We start from the raw sequence: 19,067 nt of genomic DNA, 5'->3' as shown, positions 1-19,067 counted from the left end.
GGCCTGCCGCCCGCGGCCCAGCCCGGCGCTCTCCTATTTTCCCTCCAGATATTCGGCGTCGGCGAACGTCACCACCCATTGCGGGCGGTAGATGACGAAGATGGCCACCAGCATGCCGGTCAGGAAGGCCTCGCCGAAGGCGATGATCACCACGCCGGTCAGCCAGTCGCCCACGGTCAGCCCGGCCTCGCCTGCCTGCCCGGCCAGCATGAGCCAGGCCAGCCGCAGCACCCCCGCCACAATGGCCGCCACCAGCGCGGCAAAATAGCCGTGGCCCAGGATAAAGATGAACAGGTGCCGCGGCAGCCAGTGCCGCAAGGTGGCCTGCAGGCCGGCCGTGACCAGCCCGGGCACCGCCGCCATCCAGATAAAGCGCGGCGCCAGCGATATCCAGTGGATGTCCTGCCACGCCTGCCCGGCCAGGTAGGCAAGCCCGATCAGCGAGATCACGTTGGCGATGGCCAGCGTCACCAGCGCCATCGGCAGGCCGAACATCGTCACGGCCAGGGTCGCGCCCATCAGCTGGATCACCACCCCGCCGCCCAGCGTGGCGCGTGCCGTCCAGAGCAGCGCCAGGAACACCAGCGTGCCCAGCCAGGCATGCTGGATCGGCTCGCGGCGCAGCACCAGCCACGGCCGTTGCGAGATCGCCCAGGCCAGCACCGCCACGGCCAGGGTCGGCAGCGGCCAGGTCGCCAGCAGTTCCGGAATTGAAGATTCGTCGATGTCCATCGCCGGATGCTAGCAGTCGCCAGCCTGTCTCCGCTTGCATGCGGTCAAGGCGGCGCCGAATCGTGCCAAGCCTTTATAATCCGGGTTTTGCGCGCGCCGGCCCTCCAGCGCGGCGCGCGGCCCTTCCTCTCTGCCTTTCCAGTCACGTACGCCCATGTCCGCCCAATTGATCGACGGTAACGCCCTTGCCAAACAAATCCGTGCCGAAGCCGCCCAGCGCGCTGCCCGCCTGACCGCCGCCGGTCACCAGCCCGGGCTCGCCGTGGTGCTGGTGGGCGAGGATCCCGCTAGCCAGGTCTATGTGCGCAACAAGGTCAAGGCCTGCGAGGACAACGGTTTCTACTCGTCGCTGGACCGCTATCCGGCCGACCTGTCCGAAGCCGACCTGCTGGCCCGCATCGACGCGCTCAACAACGACCCGAAGATCCACGGCATCCTGGTGCAGCTGCCGCTGCCCAAGCATATCGACAGCCACAAGGTGCTCGAAGCCATCGCCCCCGAAAAGGACGTGGACGGCTTCCACGTGGCCAATGCCGGCGCGCTGATGACCGGCGCCCCGCTGTTCCGCCCCTGCACCCCGTACGGCTGCATGAAGATGCTGGAATCGATCCAGTACCCGCTGCGCGGCGCCCGTGCCGTAGTGGTGGGCGCCTCGAACATCGTGGGCAAGCCGATGGCGATGCTGCTGCTGCAGGCCGGCGCAACCGTGACGATCTGCAACAGCAAGACGCGCGACCTGGCCGCCCACACCCGTGACGCCGACGTCATCGTGGCCGCCGTGGGCCGTCGCAACATCATCACCGCCAACATGGTCAAGCCGGGCGCCGTGGTCATCGACGTGGGCATGAACCGCGACGATGCCGGCAAGCTGTGCGGCGACGTGGACTTTACCGGCGTGCGCGAGGTAGCCGGCCATATCACGCCGGTGCCGGGTGGCGTCGGCCCGATGACAATCACGATGCTGCTGATCAACACGCTGGAAGCGGCCGAGCGCCGGGCCGGCCTGGCCTGAGACAGGATCCGGATGGGTCCCGATGGCGCGCCCGCCGCACCTCAATCATCCTGATAGCTAAGTCGTACTGGATATTTGGCCTCAAAGGCCTCATCTTGCACAGGTAATCGTGCCGCCATGCCCGCATGGCCTTTTCGACGGCGGCACGCCAACCGGGAATTGTCATGACTGATACCACCGACCGCGCCGCCAATCCGCTGCTGGACTTCACCGACCTGCCGCGCTTTGCCGAAATCCGCCCCGAGCACATCAGCCCCGCGCTTGACGTGCTGCTGGCCCAGGCGCAGGCCGCCGTCGCCCGCGCCGAAGCCCCGGAGACGCCGGCTTCCTGGAAGACCGCCGTGGAGGCACTGGAGGCCGCCACCGAACCGCTGGGCCGTGCCTGGGGTGTGGTGGGCCACCTGAGCGCCGTGGCCGATACGCCCGAGTTGCGCAAGGCTCACGCCGACAACCTGCCGCGCATGACCGAGTTCTGGTCGTCGCTGGGCCAGAGCCTGGCCCTGTACGAGAAATACAAGGCCGTGGCGGCCGGCCCGGAATTCGCCGGCCTGTCGCCGGCCCGCAAGCAACTGCTCGAAAACGAGCTGCGCGGCTTCCGCCTGGGCGGCGCCGAGCTGCCCGAGGACAAGAAGCCGCGTTTTGCCGAGATCCAGGAGCAGCAGGCCCAGCTGTCGAAGGCATTTTCCGATCATGTGCTCGACGCGACGAACGCCTATGCGCTCTACATCGACGACGAGAAGCGCCTGGCGGGCATCCCGGCCGACGCGCAGGAAGCCGCGCGGCTGGCCGCCGAAAAGGACGGCAAGGCCGGCTGGAAATTCACGCTGCACTTCCCGTCGTACTTCCCGGTGCTCCAGTACGCCGATGACCGCGCGCTGCGCCAGACCATGTACCAGGCCAGCGTCACGCGCGCCTCGGAACTGGGCCCGCAGTACAACAACGGCCAGCCCGACTGGGACAACACGGCGAACATGCGCGAGCAGCTGACGCTGCGCCGGGAAGAGGCGCAGATGCTCGGCTACAAGAACTACGGCGAAGTCTCGCTGGTGCCGAAAATGGCCGAAACGCCGGCCGACGTGCTGAAGTTCCTGGACGAACTGGCCGTCCGCGCGCGCCGCTTCGCCGAAGCCGACTGGAAGGAACTGCGCGAATTCGCGGCCGCCGAACTGGGGCTGGACACGATCGAACCGTGGGACGTGGCCTATGCGTCGGAAAAGCTGCGCCAGAAGCGCTATGCGTTCTCCGACGACGAGGTCAAGCAGTACTTCCAGGAGCCGCAGGTGCTCAAAGGCCTGTTCGGCGTGGTCGAAAAGCTGTTCTCGGTGAAGATCGAGCCGGACAACGCCCAGACCTGGCACAAGGATGTGCGCTTCTTCCGCGTGGTGTCGCCGCAGGGCGCGCTGCTGGCCCAGTTCTACATCGACCTCTACGCGCGCGAAGGCAAGCGCGGCGGCGCCTGGATGGACGACGCCCGCGGCCGCAAGGAGCGCGACAACGGCACCGTGCAGACGCCGGTGGCCTACCTGACCTGCAACTTCACGGCGCCGGTGGGCGGCAAGCCGGCACAGTTCACGCATGACGAGGTCATCACGCTGTTCCACGAGTTCGGCCACGGCCTGCACCATATGCTCACGCAGGTGGGCGACCTGGGCGTTTCGGGCATCAACGGCGTGGAATGGGATGCCGTGGAACTGCCGTCGCAGTTCATGGAGAACTTCTGCTGGGAATACGAGGTGCTGTCGACGATGACGGCCCACGTGGATACCGGCGCCCCGCTGCCCCGCGCGCTGTTCGACCGCATGCTGGCGGCGAAGAACTTCCAGAACGGCATGATGACGCTGCGCCAGATCGTGTTCTCGTCGTTCGACATGCACCTGCATACCGACTACGACCCGCAGGGCCCCGTGTCGGTGCTGGAACTGTCGCGCCAGATCAACGACGCGAAGCACGTGGTGCCACAGTCGCCGCTCTCGCGCTGGCCGAACACGTTCAGCCATATCTTCGCGGGCGGCTACGCGGCCGGCTACTACAGCTACAAGTGGGCCGAAGTGCTCTCGGCCGACGTGTACGCGGCCTTCGAGGAAGCCGCCAGGCTGTCGGGCAGCGTGCTCGATGCGGCAACCGGCGAGCGTTACCGGCGGGAGATCCTGTCGGTGGGCGGCAGCCGCCCGGCCATGGAGTCGTTCGTCGCCTTCCGCGGCCGCACCCCGCAGATCGACGCGCTGCTGCGGCACGGCGGCATGGCCGAAACGGCGGCGGCAGCCTGATCGCGTCACCCCGGCCAAGCGCCCCGGCTCATGGACATGCCTTTCCCGATCCGCAAGGAATGTCCGCCGGGCGCCTGCGTCTGCAACCGCGAGGCGCTGCTGGAAAATCCACACGCCGACCGGCGCATCCTGCAACTCACGCAGCAGGAAGAAAAGAAACTCGTAGAACGACTAGAGAACATCGCCACGCTGGCCGAGCTGAACCGCATGCAGGAACGGATGCACGCGCTGCTGGGCATCACGATCACGATCACGCCCAGTGACAACGTGGTGCGCACCACGCGCGGCTTCCGCATCGAACTGGCCGACCAGCCCGGCCTGTGCCGCAAGACCCGGCAGGCGATTCCCGCCGCCATCCGGCGCAGCATGGAAGCCCATCCCGACATCGCGTTCGAAATCCTCGACCAGCGCGATCTGCTGGGCGGCAGCCGCAACCTTTTTGGCGAAAGTGCCAATCCCGAAGAATAACGACATATGAGAATCGCCAGCTGGAACGTCAACTCCCTGAAGGTCCGCCTGCCCCAGGTGCTGCAATGGCTGGCGGCGCAGGACGCCGCGGGCACCCCCATCGACGCGCTGTGCCTGCAGGAACTGAAGCTGCCAGACGACAAGTATCCGCTGGCCGAGCTGGAGGCGGCCGGCTTCCACAGCATCTTCACGGGCCAGAAGACGTACAACGGTGTGGCGATCGTGGCGCGTGACGGCGCGATGCCGGCGCCGACCGACGTCGTGCGTAACATCCCCGGCTATGAAGACGCCCAGCAGCGCGTGGTGGCCGGCACCTACGGCGACGTGCGGCTGATCAGCGCGTACTTCCCGAACGGCCAGGCGCTGGATTCCGACAAGTTTGTCTACAAGCTCGACTGGCTGCGCGCCATGACCGACTGGCTGCGCGCCGAAATGATCAAGTATCCGAAGCTGGCGCTGCTGGGCGATTTCAATATCGCCCCGGAAGACCGCGACGTGCACGACCCGGCCAAATGGGAAGGCCAGAACCTGGTGTCCCCGCAAGAACGCGATGCGTTCAAGGCGCTGATTGCGATGGGCCTGGTCGATTCGTTCCGCATGTTCGAGCAGCCCGACAAGATGTTCTCGTGGTGGGACTACCGCATGATGGGCTTCCGCCGCAACGCAGGCCTGCGCATCGACCACATCCTGCTGTCGCCGGGCCTGGCGCCGCACTGCACGACCTGCCTGATCGACAAGGAACCGCGCCGCTGGGACCAGCCGTCGGACCACACGCCGGTCGTGGCCTCGCTCAAGCTCGACTGAGCCAATGAGCGCCACCGCCCGCGCCAACACCCCGCCGCTGCAACGCTGGTTTCCCTGGCTGCGACGCGTCACTCCGCTGACGCTGCGCGCCGACGTCATCGCCGGCCTGCTCGGCGCGGTGCTGGTCTTGCCGCAGGGCGTGGCCTTTGCCACGCTGGCCGGGCTGCCGCCGCAATACGGCATCTACACGGCCGTGATTCCGTGCATCGTGGCCGCACTGTTCGGGTCGAGCTGGCATGTGATGTCCGGGCCGACCAATGCCAATTCGCTGGCGCTATTCGCCATGCTCAGCCCGGTGGCCTTCGCGGGCAGCCCGGCCTATATTGCGCTGGCCCTTGCCGTGACGATACTGGTGGGCCTGCTGCAACTGGCGGTCGGGGCGCTGCGGCTGGGCTCGCTGGCCAACTTCATTTCGCCGTCGGTATTGCTCGGCTTCACCTGCGGTGCGGCCACGCTGATCGGCCTTTACGCGCTCAAGGACCTGTTCGGGCTGGCAGTGCCCACGGGCACCAGCGCGTTCGGCGTGGTGCGTTTTCTGTTCGAGAACCTCGACACCGTCAATGGCAGCGCGCTGATCGTCGGCGCGGTGACGCTGCTGGTCACCATCGCCCTCAAGCGGGTGTCGCGGCGGCTGCCGTTCATGCTGCTGGGCCTGCTGGCCGGCTACAGCGTCGCGATGATGCTGAACCATAGCGGCTGGGGCGGCGCCCGGCAGGTGAACGTGGTGGGACCGATTCCATCGGCCATTCCACCGTTCCATGTGCCCGACATCAACTGGCGCACGGTGCCCGACCTGCTCGGCATCGCCGCCGCGCTGACCATTGTGGCGCTGGGGCAGTCGATCTCGATCGCCAAGGCCGTGGCGCTGCGGTCGGGGCAGCACATCGACGCCAACCGCGAATTTATCGGCCAGGGTCTGTCGAACATCGCTGGCGGGCTGTTTTCGGGCTATATCTCGTGCGGATCGCTGAACCGTTCGATGCCGAACTTCGAAGCCGGTGCCCAGACGCCGCTCGCCAGCGTTTTTTCGGCCCTGCTGCTCGTGGTGCTGGTCACCGTCAGCGCCCCGTTGCTGGCCCAAATTCCGCTGGCCGCCATCGCGGCCATGCTGATGCTGGTGGCCTGGGGCCTGTTCGATTTCCAGCGAATGCGCCGCATCGCACAGCTTTCCCGCACGGAATTCGCCATCGCGGTGGGCACGTTCGCCGCCACGCTGGTGATCCGGCTGGAAATGGCCGTATTGCTAGGTACGATGCTGTCGCTGGTGGCCTATCTCTATCGCACGTCGCGCCCCGCCGTACGCAGCCTCGTGCCTGACGCCGACGACCCGGGCCGGCGCTTCACGCCGCTGGACGAACTGCGACGCCCGCAGCCCGAATGCCCGCAGCTGAAGCTGCTGCGCATGGAAGGCGCGATCTACTTCGGCGCGGTGCAATACGTGACGGATCGCCTGCACTGGCTGCGTACGGTCGATGCCGACCAGAAGCATCTGCTGGCGATGACGAAGAGCATGAACTTCATCGACCTGGCTGGCGCCGAGATGTGGGAAGCCGAACTGAGCGAACGGCGCGCGGCCGGTGGCGACCTTTACTTCCATCGCCCGCGTACGCAGGTGCTGGAAACGTGGAAGCAGACCGGATTCACCGCCAAGCTGGGCAGCGACCATATTTTCCCGACCAAGCGGCAGGCACTTCACACGATCATCGCGCGGCTATCGCCCGAAATCTGCGCGCAATGCCAGGCGCGCATCTTCGAGGAATGCGCACAGCGGCCCGGTGGCCCAGCAAACCCGCAGGAACAGGACACCACAGTTCAGGCCGCGCCACGGCATGGCGCAACACTGGACACGACGGACCCTGCCTGAGTGGCATGCAGACAACCAGACTTTGAAAAAACTGCTGAGAATTTCTCGAAAGGCGCCCTGAACTTCTGGCGTCTGGCGCGCCGGCCGGCCTGCGGTGAAGCAGGGCCGAAGCCGGCGGGCGGAGGGTTGCTACCGTCGGCCGGCTTTCAGACCGGCGCCACGTGTGCCCGCTTGACCACGACCGGCTGGGGAACACCCTGCTCGATCAGTACCACGGCCGCGCGTTCGATCGTGTCACGACCGGCGCGGAACGCCTCTTCCAGCGACAGCACCTGGTCGGCGCTGAAGCCTTCCCAGAGTGCTTCGCGTGTTACCACGCATGTCACTTGCTCACCATCGACAAGCGCGTGGAACAGCAAACCCTCGTTGTTGATGTCGTAGCGGTCTTGCTCCTGGAATTTGATTTCCATCATCACAGCCCTCCATATGCAAGTGGAAAAGAATCCTAACATGGCTTTGCGGAAATCGTCTTCGATCCCCTGCACGCCATCAGCAGAATAGGATTCGTCCCAGTGACCGGCGGCGGGTACGGCAAGTTCCGTCACTTGTCGAATGTTTCGCCTCGTGACGCCGCCACCGCAACCGCGCAGCATGCCATGCGTATGTGTCGGTGCGATGTGCCGACCGGTCAGGTCAGCCGACCGGTCCGGTCACGCGGCAGCTTGCAGCGCGCATGCTGCGGGCCGCCGGACCGATTTATTCCCGGCACGCATTTAGCGTTTGACAAAGCTGAAAATGCTGCTAGAATCTCGGTCTTCGTCGGGGCGTTAGCTCAGTTGGTAGAGCAGCGGACTCTTAATCCGTAGGTCGAGTGTTCGAGTCACTCACGCCCCACCAGACACAAGAAAGGCCGGAAGCAGCAATGCTTCCGGCCTTTTGCTTTCTGGCGATGCGCTTTCCGGCGATGCCGCCACGTAAAGCCGGACCGCTCATGCGGTCCGCTCATCAAAGCGCCCCACCCTGCCCTATCAGACCCTGGCACTCTCGAACAGGGCGCGCGCAAGCCGGCGATGGTCGGCCAGCACGTCCGGCAGGTCCACCGTGCGCAACTGGCCGTCGCGCACCACCACACGGCCGTTGATGATGCTGGTCGACACATTGGCCGGCGTGCAGAACACCAGTGCCGCCACCGGGTCGTGGCCACCGCCGGCAAAGCCCACGGCGGACATGTCGAACGACACGATGTCGGCCGACATGCCCGGCACCAGCGCGCCGATATCGTCGCGATTCAGCACCCGGGCACCGCCGAGCGTGGCAATCTCCAGCGCCTCGCGGGCACTCATGGCGGCGGGACCGAACCCTACGCGCTGCAGCAGCATGGCCTGGCGCGCCTCGCCCAGCATGTGCGCGCCGTCGTTCGACGCGCTGCCATCGACCCCCAGCCCCACCGGCACGCCCGCATCGCGCATGCGCCGAATGGGCGCGATGCCCGACGCCAGCCGCATGTTCGAGCACGGGCAATGCGCCACGCCCGTGCCGGTGCGCGCAAACAGCGCCACGCCCTCGTCATCGAGCTTCACGCAGTGCGCGTGCCAGACATCGCGCCCCACCCAGCCCAGGTCCTCGGCGTATTGCGCCGGCGTCATGCCGAACGTCTCGCGCGAGTAGGCGATGTCGTTGTCGTTCTCGGCCAGGTGCGTGTGCAGCGACACGCCATAGTGGCGCGCCATCGTGGCCGATTCGCGCATCAGGTCGCGCGATACCGAGAACGGCGAGCACGGCGCCAGCACCACGCGCAGCATGGCGTGGCGCGAGGCATCGTGGTACTGCTCCACCAGCCGCTGGCTGTCGCGCAGGATGTCGGCCTCGCGCTCGACCACCACGTCGGGCGGCAGGCCGCCCTGGCTGCGGCCCACGCTCATCGAGCCGCGCGCCGCGTGAAAGCGCATGCCGATCTGCCGCGCCGCGTCGATCGAATCGTCGAGCTTCGCGCCGTTCGGATACAGGTACAGGTGGTCGCTCGTGGTCGTGCAACCGGACAGCATCAGCTCGGCCATCGCCGTCTGCGTCGACACGCGGATCATCTCGGGCGTCAGGTGCGACCAGATCATGTACAGGTTAGTCAGCCAGCCAAACAGCTCGGCGTCCTGCGCCGCCGGCACGGCGCGCGTCAGGCTCTGGTACATGTGATGGTGCGTGTTGACCAGGCCGGGCATCACCACATGGCCGCGCATGTTCACCACTTCGGCACTGCCGTCGTCGATCATGCGGCGATAGGTCTCGGGCAGATCCGCGGTGGCGCCCACCCATTCGATGGCGGGGCCGTTGGCCACCAGGGCGCCGTCAGCGATCTCGCGACGCTGGGCGTCCATGGTGACCAGTACGTCGGCGTGCTGGAGGATCAGGGTCATGGCAGTCGTGTATCCGGATTGGCGATGCCCGGAGTCTACGCATCGCCGGCACGCCACCCCAAGCACAGAATTTCGCGCGGGGTGTCCACAATTTGTGGACAGACGGCTACCTGACGGATTATCGGAACAGGCCGGCCAGCGTCTCGCCCATGGCGGCGGCCATCAAGCCCGCGGCGGGCGACAGCGGACTGCGGCCACGCACCACGAGCCGCAGCGTCTGGCGCTGCAGGCCGCTATCGCGCAGCGGCACGAACACCACCGCGCCGCGCGCCCGCTCCTCCATCACATCGAGCGGATTCAGCAGCGCCACCCCGGCGCCCGTCGCCACCAGGCGCTGGATCAGCACCACCGAGGTGGATTCCACCACCGGCGTCAACTCGACCGACTGGCGGGCAAAGGCATCGTCGACGAGCGCGCGGATGGACAGCGACGGCGCCGGCAGAATCAGCGGGTACCCGGCGCATTCGGCCAGCGTGGCCGAAGTCTGGGCTGCCAGCGGATGGCCGGGCGCCACCACGGCGCCGATCGACCAGTCGCGACTGGCCACCACGCGAAACGCCGCCACTTCCGGCAGGTCGTAACCAAGCCCCAGGTCGGCATCGCCTTGCTCCACCGCCGTGACGATGCCGCTGACCGGCAGGTCGGCCACGCGCACGACGATGCCCGGCTGATGCTGTCGGAAGTCATGCACCAGCGACGGCATCAGCGCCCCGGCGAGCCCCGATGTGGTGGCAACAGTCACCATGCCGCGCCGCGCCCCCTTGATCTCCGCCACGCGCGCCTGCAGCGCCTCGTGTTCGCGCAGCGTCTGCCGGACATGCGCCAGCACGGCCTCACCCAGCGGCGTCAGATGCAACCGCTTGTGGATGCGGTCGAACAGCGGCGCGCCAAGCTCGGCTTCGAGTTCAAGGATCTGGCGATTGATCGCCGTGGGTGCCACGTGCAGGCTTTCCGCTGCGCGCCGGATCGAACCACGGCGAACAACCTCGTCGAGATAGCGGAGAACGCGTGCATGCATGGGCGAAGGACGGATAAGGGTCGGCTCAGGAATCTGCGCATTGTAAGGCGCAGCAATTTCTTCAAAAAACTCTTGAAAGGGGCTTGCGCGATACAAAACCCCTTGCTACAATCTTTTTCTTCGTTGGGGCGTTAGCTCAGTTGGTAGAGCAGCGGACTCTTAATCCGTAGGTCGAGTGTTCGAGTCACTCACGCCCCACCAGCGAATTCCAGAAAAGCCCGAAGCTGTCCGCTTCGGGCTTTTTGCATTCCTGGCCCGTACTTTGCCGGCCCATACTTTGCCGGCCCATACTTTGCCGGCCCATACTTTGCCGGCCCGCCGCTTCCCGGCCAGAACCGCGCACGTCCGCTCCCGTACCAGCCCCCGGTGGTCTGATCTCCACGGGTTCCCCCCTATATCCCACGCCTCGCCTTTCGCGGTTGAATGCTCTTCGCCGCATATCACGGAACGCAGTTCCGTATTGCGGAACCCGAGTCCGTAGCCGGGCAATACAAGCAATATGTTGGGAGGCATCTCTTGAAAGCTGTTCTGAAAGTGGGCGCTGCGGGCGCCCTCGCCGCATTGGGTCTGGTCGCAACCGCCGCACAGGCGCAGTCGTATCCGACCAAGCCGATTCGCCTGATCGTGCCGTTCGCGGCAGGCGGCACCACCGATATCGTTGGCCGCGCCGTGTCCGACGCGCTGGGCCGCGAACTGGGTCAGCCGGTGGTGGTGGAGAACCGTGGCGGCGGCGGCGGCGCGATTGGTGCCGACGCGCTGGCCAAGTCCGCACCGGACGGCTACACGCTGGGCATTGCCACCGTCAGCACGATGGCCACCAACCCGGCCACGAACGCCAAGAACCCCTACGATCCGATCAAGGATTTCGCACCGATCACGAACCTCGTCAACGTGCCGAACGTGCTGACGGTGAACCCGAAGGTGCCGGCGAAGAACCTCAAGGAATTCGTCGCCCTGCTCAAGTCGAACCCGGGCAAGTACAGCTATGCGTCGGCCGGCAAGGGCAGCATCTCGCATCTGGACGGCGAACTGTTCAAGTACATCACCAAGACCGACATGGTCCACATCCCCTATCGCGGATCGGGTCCGGCACTGAATGACACGCTGGCCGGCCAGGTGAATGCGCAGTTCGACAACCTGCCGTCGTCGATGCCGTTCATCCAGAGCGACAAGCTGCGTGCGCTGGCCGTGGCCGCGCCCAAGCGCGTGGAAGGTCTGCCCAACGTGCCGACCTTCGCCGAGGAAGGCATGAAGGACATGAACAACATGGCCTGGTACGGCCTGGTGGCACCGGCAGGCACGCCGGCCGCGATCCTGACCAAGGTGCACGATGCCGCGGTCAAGGCACTGCAGGACCCGAACGTGAAGAAGCGCCTGCACGACGCCGGCGCCTATCCCGACGGCAATACGCAGCAGCAATATGCCGCGCAGATCAAGCGCGAACTGGAACTGCGCAAGAAGATTGCGACCGACCAGAACATCACGCTCGAATGACAGCGGGATGAAGGCTTGACAGCCACGTGACGTGCCCGTCGCCCGAGCGTTGTTACTACGTCTCTGGCGGCAGGCCGTCACAAATAGCGGTACAGTGTGATTATCGATACAGGCATTTTCTACAAATTTCTGTTTTTGGCCGGCCGCACCGACCGGCCCTCACTCGAGAGGATAATGATGCTGAAGAAGACCGTACCGACGCTGATCGTTGCCGCCCTGACCGCCCTGGGCGCCGTGCAGCTGGCCCACGCCCAGAAGAACTACACGGATGGCGGCGATCTCTACAGCGGCAGCCACACCAAGAACAAGGCGAATCCGAACCAGAATCCGGCCAAGTCCGGCAAGTTCGATCCGTACACCGATGGCGCCAAGAAATCGACGCGCGCCGACCTGGCCCCGAACAAGAAGGCCGACCCGTACACCGACGGCGCCAAGTCCGGCAAGCCGGACCCGTACCTGGACGGTGCGAAGAGCGGCAAGCCCGATCCGTACCTGGATGGCGCAAAGTCCGGCAAGGCCGATCCGTACACCGACGGCGCCAAGAAGCCGTAAAACCTCAGCAAGATGGTCGGCGGCTGGGCGGGCGCACCCCGCTGTCACCGCCACAAGGCCCCTGCCACTCGCAGGGGCTTTTTCATTTGCATAGGATCGCACGTCCCTGCCTGCACATCAGACGTCAGACGCCCGGTCTGCCCTGCAGCGTCAAGCGACAACGAAGCCGCCTCAGCCAGGCCTCAGCCAAAAGACTGACTAGGACATACCCGAGCTGTCACGCAAATGTCCCAACATTGCTGATAGTGTTCCTCCCTACCGATTTTCAATGAAGAGCGACCGGCCCGAACGAGAGGCAGGCGCCAGCCGTCCGGGCCGGCCAAGCACCGGCCCAAGAAGTGTCCAGGCGGCAATAAAACCCTGTTATGGGAGACCTGAGCAAATGCAGCCAAAAGCACTCGAAGTTCACGAGCCTGTCGTGCTCTCGCTTGTCGACGCCGTCACCGCGTGGCAAAGCGCCCTGGAACAGACGCTGAGCGTCTCCGGGCTGTCCTATCCGAAATGGCTGCTGCTGCGCGCCATCCGTGCCGGCGAATTTACCCGCGGCCAACCTTGCCAGGGCGCGATCTTCCTTGACGTGCCCCAGACCGAGCGGCTGTTGCGCGAACTCCATGCCGATGGCTGGCTGGAGTTTCCGGGCGACGGCACGCCGCAGATCGCATTCGAAGCCTGTTCGCGCCTGGAGCGCGCGGCGCTGGCCGTGCGTGCGCTGCATTCCGTCTCGATCTCGCATCTGGCGCCGGCGGAACGCACCGCGTTGACCAGTCTGCTGCATCGCATGACCGCCACGCTGGACCATCACGCCGAACGCCACAGCCGCCAGACCGCCCGCAACACCGCCGAGTTATCGCTGGTGGTCGCCGAGCACGCCAGCCGCGCCGCACAACACGCGCTGGCCGCCTGACCCGCGCCGGGGCTTCGGCCCTGCGCCCACCGGTCGCAACCCTGACGCCCCGCCCTGCGGGGCGTCGTCGTTTTGTCGCCCCGGCCTCGTAAATCTTTCCTACAGTGTGAGCATGCACCGGCACACCACCGAGAACAGCGAGGAGAGGCCATGCCCCCCGAGAACGAAGAAAAGGTTGCGCAACTGCTCGATGATCTGGTTGCATTCGCGCGTGAACGCCTGCCCGCCGCCACGTTTGCCATCGTCGAGCCATTGTTCCGGCATTACTACGACCTGGCCGATGCCGAAGACCTGCTGGCGCGCGACGTGGCGGATCTGTACGGCGCCGTGATGGCGCACTGGCAGACGGCCCAGAAATTCGTCCCGGGGGCCGCGCGGCTGCGCGTGTACAACCCCAACCTGGAAGAGCACGGCTGGCATTCCGACCATACGATCATCGAGATCGTGAACGACGACATGCCGTTCCTGGTGGACTCGGTGACGATGGAGATCAACCGTCACGGCCTGACCCTGCATTCGGCCATCCACCCGGTATTCCGCGTCTGCCGCGACGCACGCGGCGCGATCGAGAGCATCGGCCTGGGCGGCACCGAAGCCAGCACCGATCGCTGCCGGCTCGAATCGTTCATCCATTTCGAAGTGGACCGGACCGGCGAGGCCACCCGGATCGACGCGCTGCGCGTGGGCATCGGCGCCGCGCTTGGCGATGTGCGCGCGGCTGTGGAAGACTGGCCGCGCATGCGCCAGATCGCCGAGGAAACCGTGGCCGGCATGGCCCACGCGGCCGATGCGGGCACGCCGGAGTCGGCCGAAGCGCGGGCGTTCCTGGAATGGATGCTCGACGACCATTTCACGTTCCTGGGCCAGCGCGACTATGAACTGGTGTCGCGCGACGGCCAGTACTTCCTGCGCGGTGTGGCGGGCTCGGGCGCGGGCATCCTGCGCGAGGCGCTGCGCGACCCGGGCACGGACGATGTCACCCCCCTGCCGCCCGCCGCACGCGCCATCATCGAAGGCGCATCGCCGATCTTCATCACCAAGGCCAACTCGCGATCCACCGTGCATCGGCCCGGTTATCTCGACTACGTGGGCGTGAAGCTGCTCGACGCCAAGGGCAACCTGTTCGGCGAGCGCCGCTACGTGGGCCTGTACACGTCCACGGCCTACATGGTCAGTACCAGCGAGATTCCGCTGGTGCGCCGCAAGTGCGCCAATATCCTGCAGCGGGCCGGCTTCCTGACCAAGGGCCACCTGTACAAGTCGCTGGTGACGATCCTGGAGCAGTATCCGCGCGACGAACTGTTCCAGGCCGACGAGGACGAGCTGTTCGACATCACGCTGGGCATCCTGCGCCTGCAGGAACACCAGCGCACGCGGCTGTTCGTGCGGCGCGACCGCTTCGACCGCTTTATCTCGTGCCTGGTCTTCGTGCCGCGCGACAAGTACAACACCGACCTGCGCCAGCGCATCCAGAAGCTGCTGGTGCAGTCGTTCAACGGCACCAGTTGCGAGTTCACGCCGCAGCTGTCGGAATCGCCGCTGGCGCGCATCCAGCTGACGGTACGCGGCCAACCGGGCACGATGCCCGAGGTGGACACGCGCGAGCTCGAAGAAAAGATCGTGCAGGCCACGCGCCGCTGGCAGGACGATCTGGCCCAGGCGCTGCACGACAGCCGCGGCGAGGAACAGGGCAACCGGCTGCTGCGCCGCTACGGCGACTCGTTCCCGGCCGGCTTTCGCGAGGACTACGCCGCCCGCACCGCCGTGCGCGATATCGAGCTGATGGAACACGCGCGCCAGCATCCCAGCAAGCTGGCGATGAACCTGTACCGGCCGATCGAGGCCCCATCGGGCGTGTTCCGCTTCAAGGTGTACCGCGCCGGCGAACCCATCGCGCTGTCGCTGAGCCTGCCGATGCTGGAACACCTGGGCGTGCGCGTGGACGAAGAGCGGCCCTACCTGATCGAGCCCGACGGCTGCGAGCCGGTGTGGATTCACGACTTCGGACTGGAAATCGTGGCCGACCCCGACGGCAAGCCGCTGGACATCGATATCGAGAAGATCAAGCCGCTGTTCGAGGATGCCTTCGCGCGCGCCTGGAATGGCGAGATCGAGAACGACGACTTCAACCGGCTGGTGCTGCGCGCGGGCCTGGCCGCGCGCGACGTGACCATCCTGCGCGCCTACACCAAGTACCTGCGCCAGGTGGGCTCCACGTTCAGCAATGCGTATATCGAACGCGCGCTGACGGCCAATCCCAACATCGCGTCGATGCTGGTGTCGCTGTTCCTGGCGCGCTTCGACCCGGCCACGGCGGCCGCACCCGCCCCCGATCATGCCGAAAAGACCGACGACCCGCGCACCCGCAAGTGGCTGGCCGAAATCGATGCCGCGCTCGACCAGGTGCCCAACCTGGACGAGGACCGCATCCTGCGGCTGTTCCTGAACCTGATCGACGCCACGGTGCGCACCAACTATTTCCATCGCGGCACGGACGGGCAGCCGCGCCCGTACGTGTCGTTCAAGTTCAATCCGGCGCTGGTGCAGGGCCTGCCCGAGCCGCGCCCGATGTTCGAGATCTGGGTCTACTCGCCGCGCGTCGAAGGCGTGCACCTGCGCGGCGGGCGTGTGGCACGCGGCGGCCTGCGCTGGTCAGACCGCCGCGAGGACTTCCGTACCGAGGTGCTGGGCCTGATGAAGGCCCAGATGGTCAAGAACACCGTGATCGTGCCCGTGGGCTCCAAGGGCGGCTTCGTGGTCAAGCGCCCGCCGCCGGCCACAGATCGCGATGCCTTCCTGGCCGAAGGCGTGGCCTGCTACCAGACCTTCCTGCGCGGCCTGCTGGACCTGACCGACAACCTGGTATCGGGCCAGCTGGTGCCCCCGCCCGACGTGGTGCGCCACGACGAGAACGACCCCTACCTGGTGGTGGCGGCCGACAAGGGCACGGCCACGTTCTCGGACTATGCCAACGCCATTTCGGCCGAATACGGCTTCTGGCTCGACGACGCCTTCGCGTCGGGCGGCTCGGTGGGCTATGACCACAAGAAGATGGGCATCACGGCACGCGGCGCGTGGGAAAGCGTCAAGCGGCACTTCCGCGAAATGGGCGTCGATATCCAGAGCACGCCGTTCACCGTGGTGGGCGTGGGCGATATGTCCGGCGACGTGTTCGGCAATGGCATGCTGCTGTCGCCCCATATCAAGCTGCTGGCCGCGTTCGACCATCGGCATATCTTCCTGGACCCGGACCCCGATTGCGCGAAGGCCCTGGCCGAGCGCCAGCGCCTGTTCGACCTGCCCCGCTCCAGCTGGGCCGACTACGACACGGCGCTGATATCGGCCGGCGGCGGCGTGTTCCCGCGCACAGCCAAGACGATTGCGCTGTCGCCGCAGGTGCAGGCCGCGCTGGGCATCCAGGCGTCGGCGCTGTCGCCAAACGAACTGATGCACGCCATCCTGACCGCGCCGGTGGACCTGCTCTACAACGGCGGCATCGGCACCTACGTCAAGGCCAGCACCGAGACGCACCTGCAGGCCGGCGACCGGTCCAACGACGCGATCCGCGTGAATGGCAACGAGCTGCGCTGCAAGGTGGTGGGCGAAGGCGGCAACCTGGGCTTCACGCAACTGGGCCGCATCGAGTTCGCGCGCAATGGCGGCCGCATCAATACCGATGCCATCGACAACTCGGCCGGCGTCGATTGCTCCGACCACGAGGTCAACATCAAGATCCTGCTCGGCCTGGTGGTGGCCGATGGCGAGATGACCGGGAAGCAGCGCAACAAGCTGCTGGCCGAGATGACCGACGAGGTGGGCCGGCTGGTGCTGGAGGACAACTACTACCAGACCCAGGCGCTGTCGGTGGCGGGTCGCGAGGCGCCGACGCTGGTCGATGCCGAGGGCCGGCTGATCCGCTGGCTGGAGCGCGCAGGCCGCCTCAACCGTCCGCTGGAATTCCTGCCGTCCGACACCGACATCGCCGAACGCAAGTCGCTGGGCCAGGGCCTGACATCGCCCGAGCGCGCGGTGCTGCTGGCCTACAGCAAGATGTGGCTCTACGACGAACTGCTGGTGTCCGACCTGCCCGAAGACCCACTGGTGGCGGGCCTGCTGATCGACTACTTCCCCAAGCCGCTGCAGCAGCAGCATGCGGCGGCCATGCAGCGGCACCCGTTGCGGCGCGAGATCCTGGCCACGCACCTGACCAACATGCTGGTGAACCGCATCGGCGCCACCTTCGTCCATCGGCTGATGGAAGAAACCGACGCCCGGCCCGCCGACATCGTGCGCGCCTGCATGCTGGCACGCGACGTATTCGGGCTGACCGGGCTGTGGCAACGCATCGACGCACTGGACAACCGCGTGGACGATGCCATCCAGGCGCGCATGTTCGGCGCGCTGGGCCGGCTGCTGGAACGCGCGACGCTTTGGTTTGTGCGCTACCTGCGGGGCGGTGGCACCGTGGAGCCGGGGGCGACCCGTTTCGTGGAGGCCGCGCAGTGGCTGACGCCGCAACTGGCCGTGCTGCTGCCGCCCGAGACGTCGCAGGCCATGGCCGATGCGGCCCTGTCGCTGACCGAGGCGGGTGTCGACGACGACCTGGCCCTGCGCGTGGCGGCCAGCGACAACGCTGCCGCCGCGCTCGACATTGCCGAAGTGGCCGGGGCGTGCCAACGCAGCCTGGGCGCGGTGGCGGCGGTCTACTTTGCACTCGACACCGAACTCAACTTCGGCTGGCTGCGCGAACGCGCGCTGTCGCTGCCGGCCGATACGCACTGGGACCTGCTCGCGCGCACGACCACGCTGGAAGACCTGGGCCGGCTCAAGCGCGCCCTGACCACCAGCGTGCTGGCGCAGGCCCGGGACAGCGACGATGCGGCGGCAATGATCCATGGCTGGCGCGCCAGCCGCCAGGTGGCGCTGGACCGCTACGCCCAGATGCTGACCGACCAGCGCGCGTCGGGCGTGTCGGGCGCGGCGGCGCTGTCGATGCTGTCGGTGGCGGTCAGGGAGATCGGCCTGCTGGAACGTGCCTGACGCGGGTGCACGCGTTGACCGCAGCGCAAATGGCAACGGCCCGCACCTGGCGGGCCGGAAGATGGGGTGGTCAAACAGTCGTATGGACCGTCGTATGAAGTGAAGGGTCCGGTGCTGCGGCTTCAGTCGTCGTCGATCACGTCGTCGTCGTCCATGTCGCGCAGCGGCGGCGCGTCGTCGCCATCATCGGTCAGATCATCGTCCGCCCCGTCGCCGCGCGCGCGGAATTCCAGCCCCAGGCGCAGGAACAGGTCGAACGCATCGGCCAGCATATGCTTCTGACGCGGCAGCAGGCTCGCATACGGCATGTCGTAGATCGACTGATGCGTGCCGCGCGCCCCCTTGAGGCCGCGGTCTCGTGCGATGTCAGACAGCAGCGCGGCAAAGCCCGAGAGATCCTGCGCGGCCAGCGCGGTGTTCAGCACTCTGGCAATGACCTGTGGGGATGCGCCCGACCATCCAATGATTTCGGCATTGGAGGCGGCATCGTGAGAGATATCGCTAATGTCCATGGGTGTCTTAACGGTACGAGACCGCGCCGCCTTGAGGAGGCATCGCTAT

Annotated in this window: 14 protein-coding genes and 2 tRNA genes; 11 read left to right on the top strand and 5 right to left on the bottom strand. The window is 66.4% G+C overall.

Going from position 1 to position 19,067, the window contains the following annotated elements:
* Positions 1–33: 33 nt before the first annotated feature.
* Entirely contained in the window at positions 34–732 is a 699-nt protein-coding gene (locus D9X30_RS17470) for a hypothetical protein (protein WP_153948440.1), read from the bottom strand.
* Between the two features lie 154 nt (positions 733–886).
* On the opposite strand from D9X30_RS17470, the gene folD reads away from it, so the two are divergent.
* The 5 genes from folD (at position 887) to D9X30_RS17445 (ending at position 7,147) form a co-directional block, all read left to right on the top strand.
* Positions 887–1,744 carry a bifunctional methylenetetrahydrofolate dehydrogenase/methenyltetrahydrofolate cyclohydrolase FolD gene (folD, locus tag D9X30_RS17465; protein ID WP_153948439.1) on the top strand — a complete coding sequence of 286 codons (858 nt, stop codon included), beginning with the start codon at positions 887–889 and terminating at the stop codon, positions 1,742–1,744.
* A gap of 164 nt (positions 1,745–1,908) precedes the next feature.
* Positions 1,909–4,011, top strand: coding sequence for a M3 family metallopeptidase (locus D9X30_RS17460; protein ID WP_153948438.1), 2,103 nt, complete (start codon positions 1,909–1,911; stop codon positions 4,009–4,011).
* 30 nt (positions 4,012–4,041) lie between these two features.
* On the top strand, positions 4,042–4,479 hold the full coding sequence (locus D9X30_RS17455) for a hypothetical protein (RefSeq protein ID WP_153948437.1): 438 nt from the start codon (positions 4,042–4,044) through the stop codon (positions 4,477–4,479).
* 6 nt (positions 4,480–4,485) lie between these two features.
* Positions 4,486–5,283, top strand: coding sequence for an exodeoxyribonuclease III (gene xth / locus D9X30_RS17450; protein WP_153948436.1), 798 nt, complete (start codon positions 4,486–4,488; stop codon positions 5,281–5,283).
* 4 nt (positions 5,284–5,287) lie between these two features.
* Positions 5,288–7,147 carry a SulP family inorganic anion transporter gene (locus tag D9X30_RS17445; RefSeq protein WP_228770957.1) on the top strand — a complete coding sequence of 620 codons (1,860 nt, stop codon included), beginning with the start codon at positions 5,288–5,290 and terminating at the stop codon, positions 7,145–7,147.
* A gap of 146 nt (positions 7,148–7,293) precedes the next feature.
* On the opposite strand, the gene D9X30_RS17440 is transcribed toward D9X30_RS17445, so the two are convergent.
* Entirely contained in the window at positions 7,294–7,557 is a 264-nt protein-coding gene (locus tag D9X30_RS17440) for a DUF1488 family protein (protein WP_066738920.1), read from the bottom strand.
* A 351-nt stretch (positions 7,558–7,908) separates the two neighbouring features.
* On the opposite strand from D9X30_RS17440, the gene D9X30_RS17435 reads away from it, so the two are divergent.
* Positions 7,909–7,984: transfer RNA gene (locus D9X30_RS17435), tRNA-Lys, on the top strand.
* 131 nt (positions 7,985–8,115) lie between these two features.
* On the opposite strand, the gene D9X30_RS17430 is transcribed toward D9X30_RS17435, so the two are convergent.
* The gene (locus tag D9X30_RS17430; protein ID WP_153948435.1) at positions 8,116–9,498 is read right to left on the bottom strand and encodes an 8-oxoguanine deaminase; all 1,383 of its coding nucleotides are present in this window, start codon (positions 9,496–9,498) and stop codon (positions 8,116–8,118) included.
* Between the two features lie 118 nt (positions 9,499–9,616).
* Entirely contained in the window at positions 9,617–10,516 is a 900-nt protein-coding gene (locus D9X30_RS17425; RefSeq protein WP_153948434.1) for a LysR family transcriptional regulator, read from the bottom strand.
* A 125-nt stretch (positions 10,517–10,641) separates the two neighbouring features.
* On the opposite strand from D9X30_RS17425, the gene D9X30_RS17420 reads away from it, so the two are divergent.
* From D9X30_RS17420 to D9X30_RS17400, 5 genes are all read left to right on the top strand, one after another.
* Positions 10,642–10,717 (top strand) — tRNA-Lys (locus tag D9X30_RS17420).
* 315 nt (positions 10,718–11,032) lie between these two features.
* Complete coding sequence (locus tag D9X30_RS17415) at positions 11,033–12,010, top strand: tripartite tricarboxylate transporter substrate binding protein BugE (protein WP_153948433.1); 978 nt, start codon at positions 11,033–11,035, stop codon at positions 12,008–12,010.
* 177 nt (positions 12,011–12,187) lie between these two features.
* The gene (locus D9X30_RS17410) at positions 12,188–12,562 is read left to right on the top strand and encodes a hypothetical protein (protein WP_153948466.1); all 375 of its coding nucleotides are present in this window, start codon (positions 12,188–12,190) and stop codon (positions 12,560–12,562) included.
* Between the two features lie 382 nt (positions 12,563–12,944).
* The gene (locus tag D9X30_RS17405) at positions 12,945–13,466 is read left to right on the top strand and encodes a MarR family transcriptional regulator (RefSeq protein ID WP_153948432.1); all 522 of its coding nucleotides are present in this window, start codon (positions 12,945–12,947) and stop codon (positions 13,464–13,466) included.
* Positions 13,467–13,616: 150 nt separating this feature from the next.
* Positions 13,617–18,506: an NAD-glutamate dehydrogenase gene (locus D9X30_RS17400; protein WP_153948431.1), complete on the top strand. Its 4,890-nt coding sequence runs from the start codon at positions 13,617–13,619 to the stop codon at positions 18,504–18,506.
* 122 nt (positions 18,507–18,628) lie between these two features.
* Here the strand turns inward: D9X30_RS17400 and D9X30_RS17395 are convergent, their stop codons facing one another.
* On the bottom strand, positions 18,629–19,018 hold the full coding sequence (locus tag D9X30_RS17395) for a hypothetical protein (RefSeq protein ID WP_153948430.1): 390 nt from the start codon (positions 19,016–19,018) through the stop codon (positions 18,629–18,631).
* Positions 19,019–19,067 lie beyond the last annotated feature (49 nt).

It is taken from the genome of Cupriavidus sp. U2, from assembly GCF_009663685.2.
Classification (GTDB): Bacteria; Pseudomonadota; Gammaproteobacteria; order Burkholderiales; family Burkholderiaceae; genus Cupriavidus; species Cupriavidus necator_C.
This window is presented reverse-complemented; position numbering and strand designations above follow the sequence as displayed.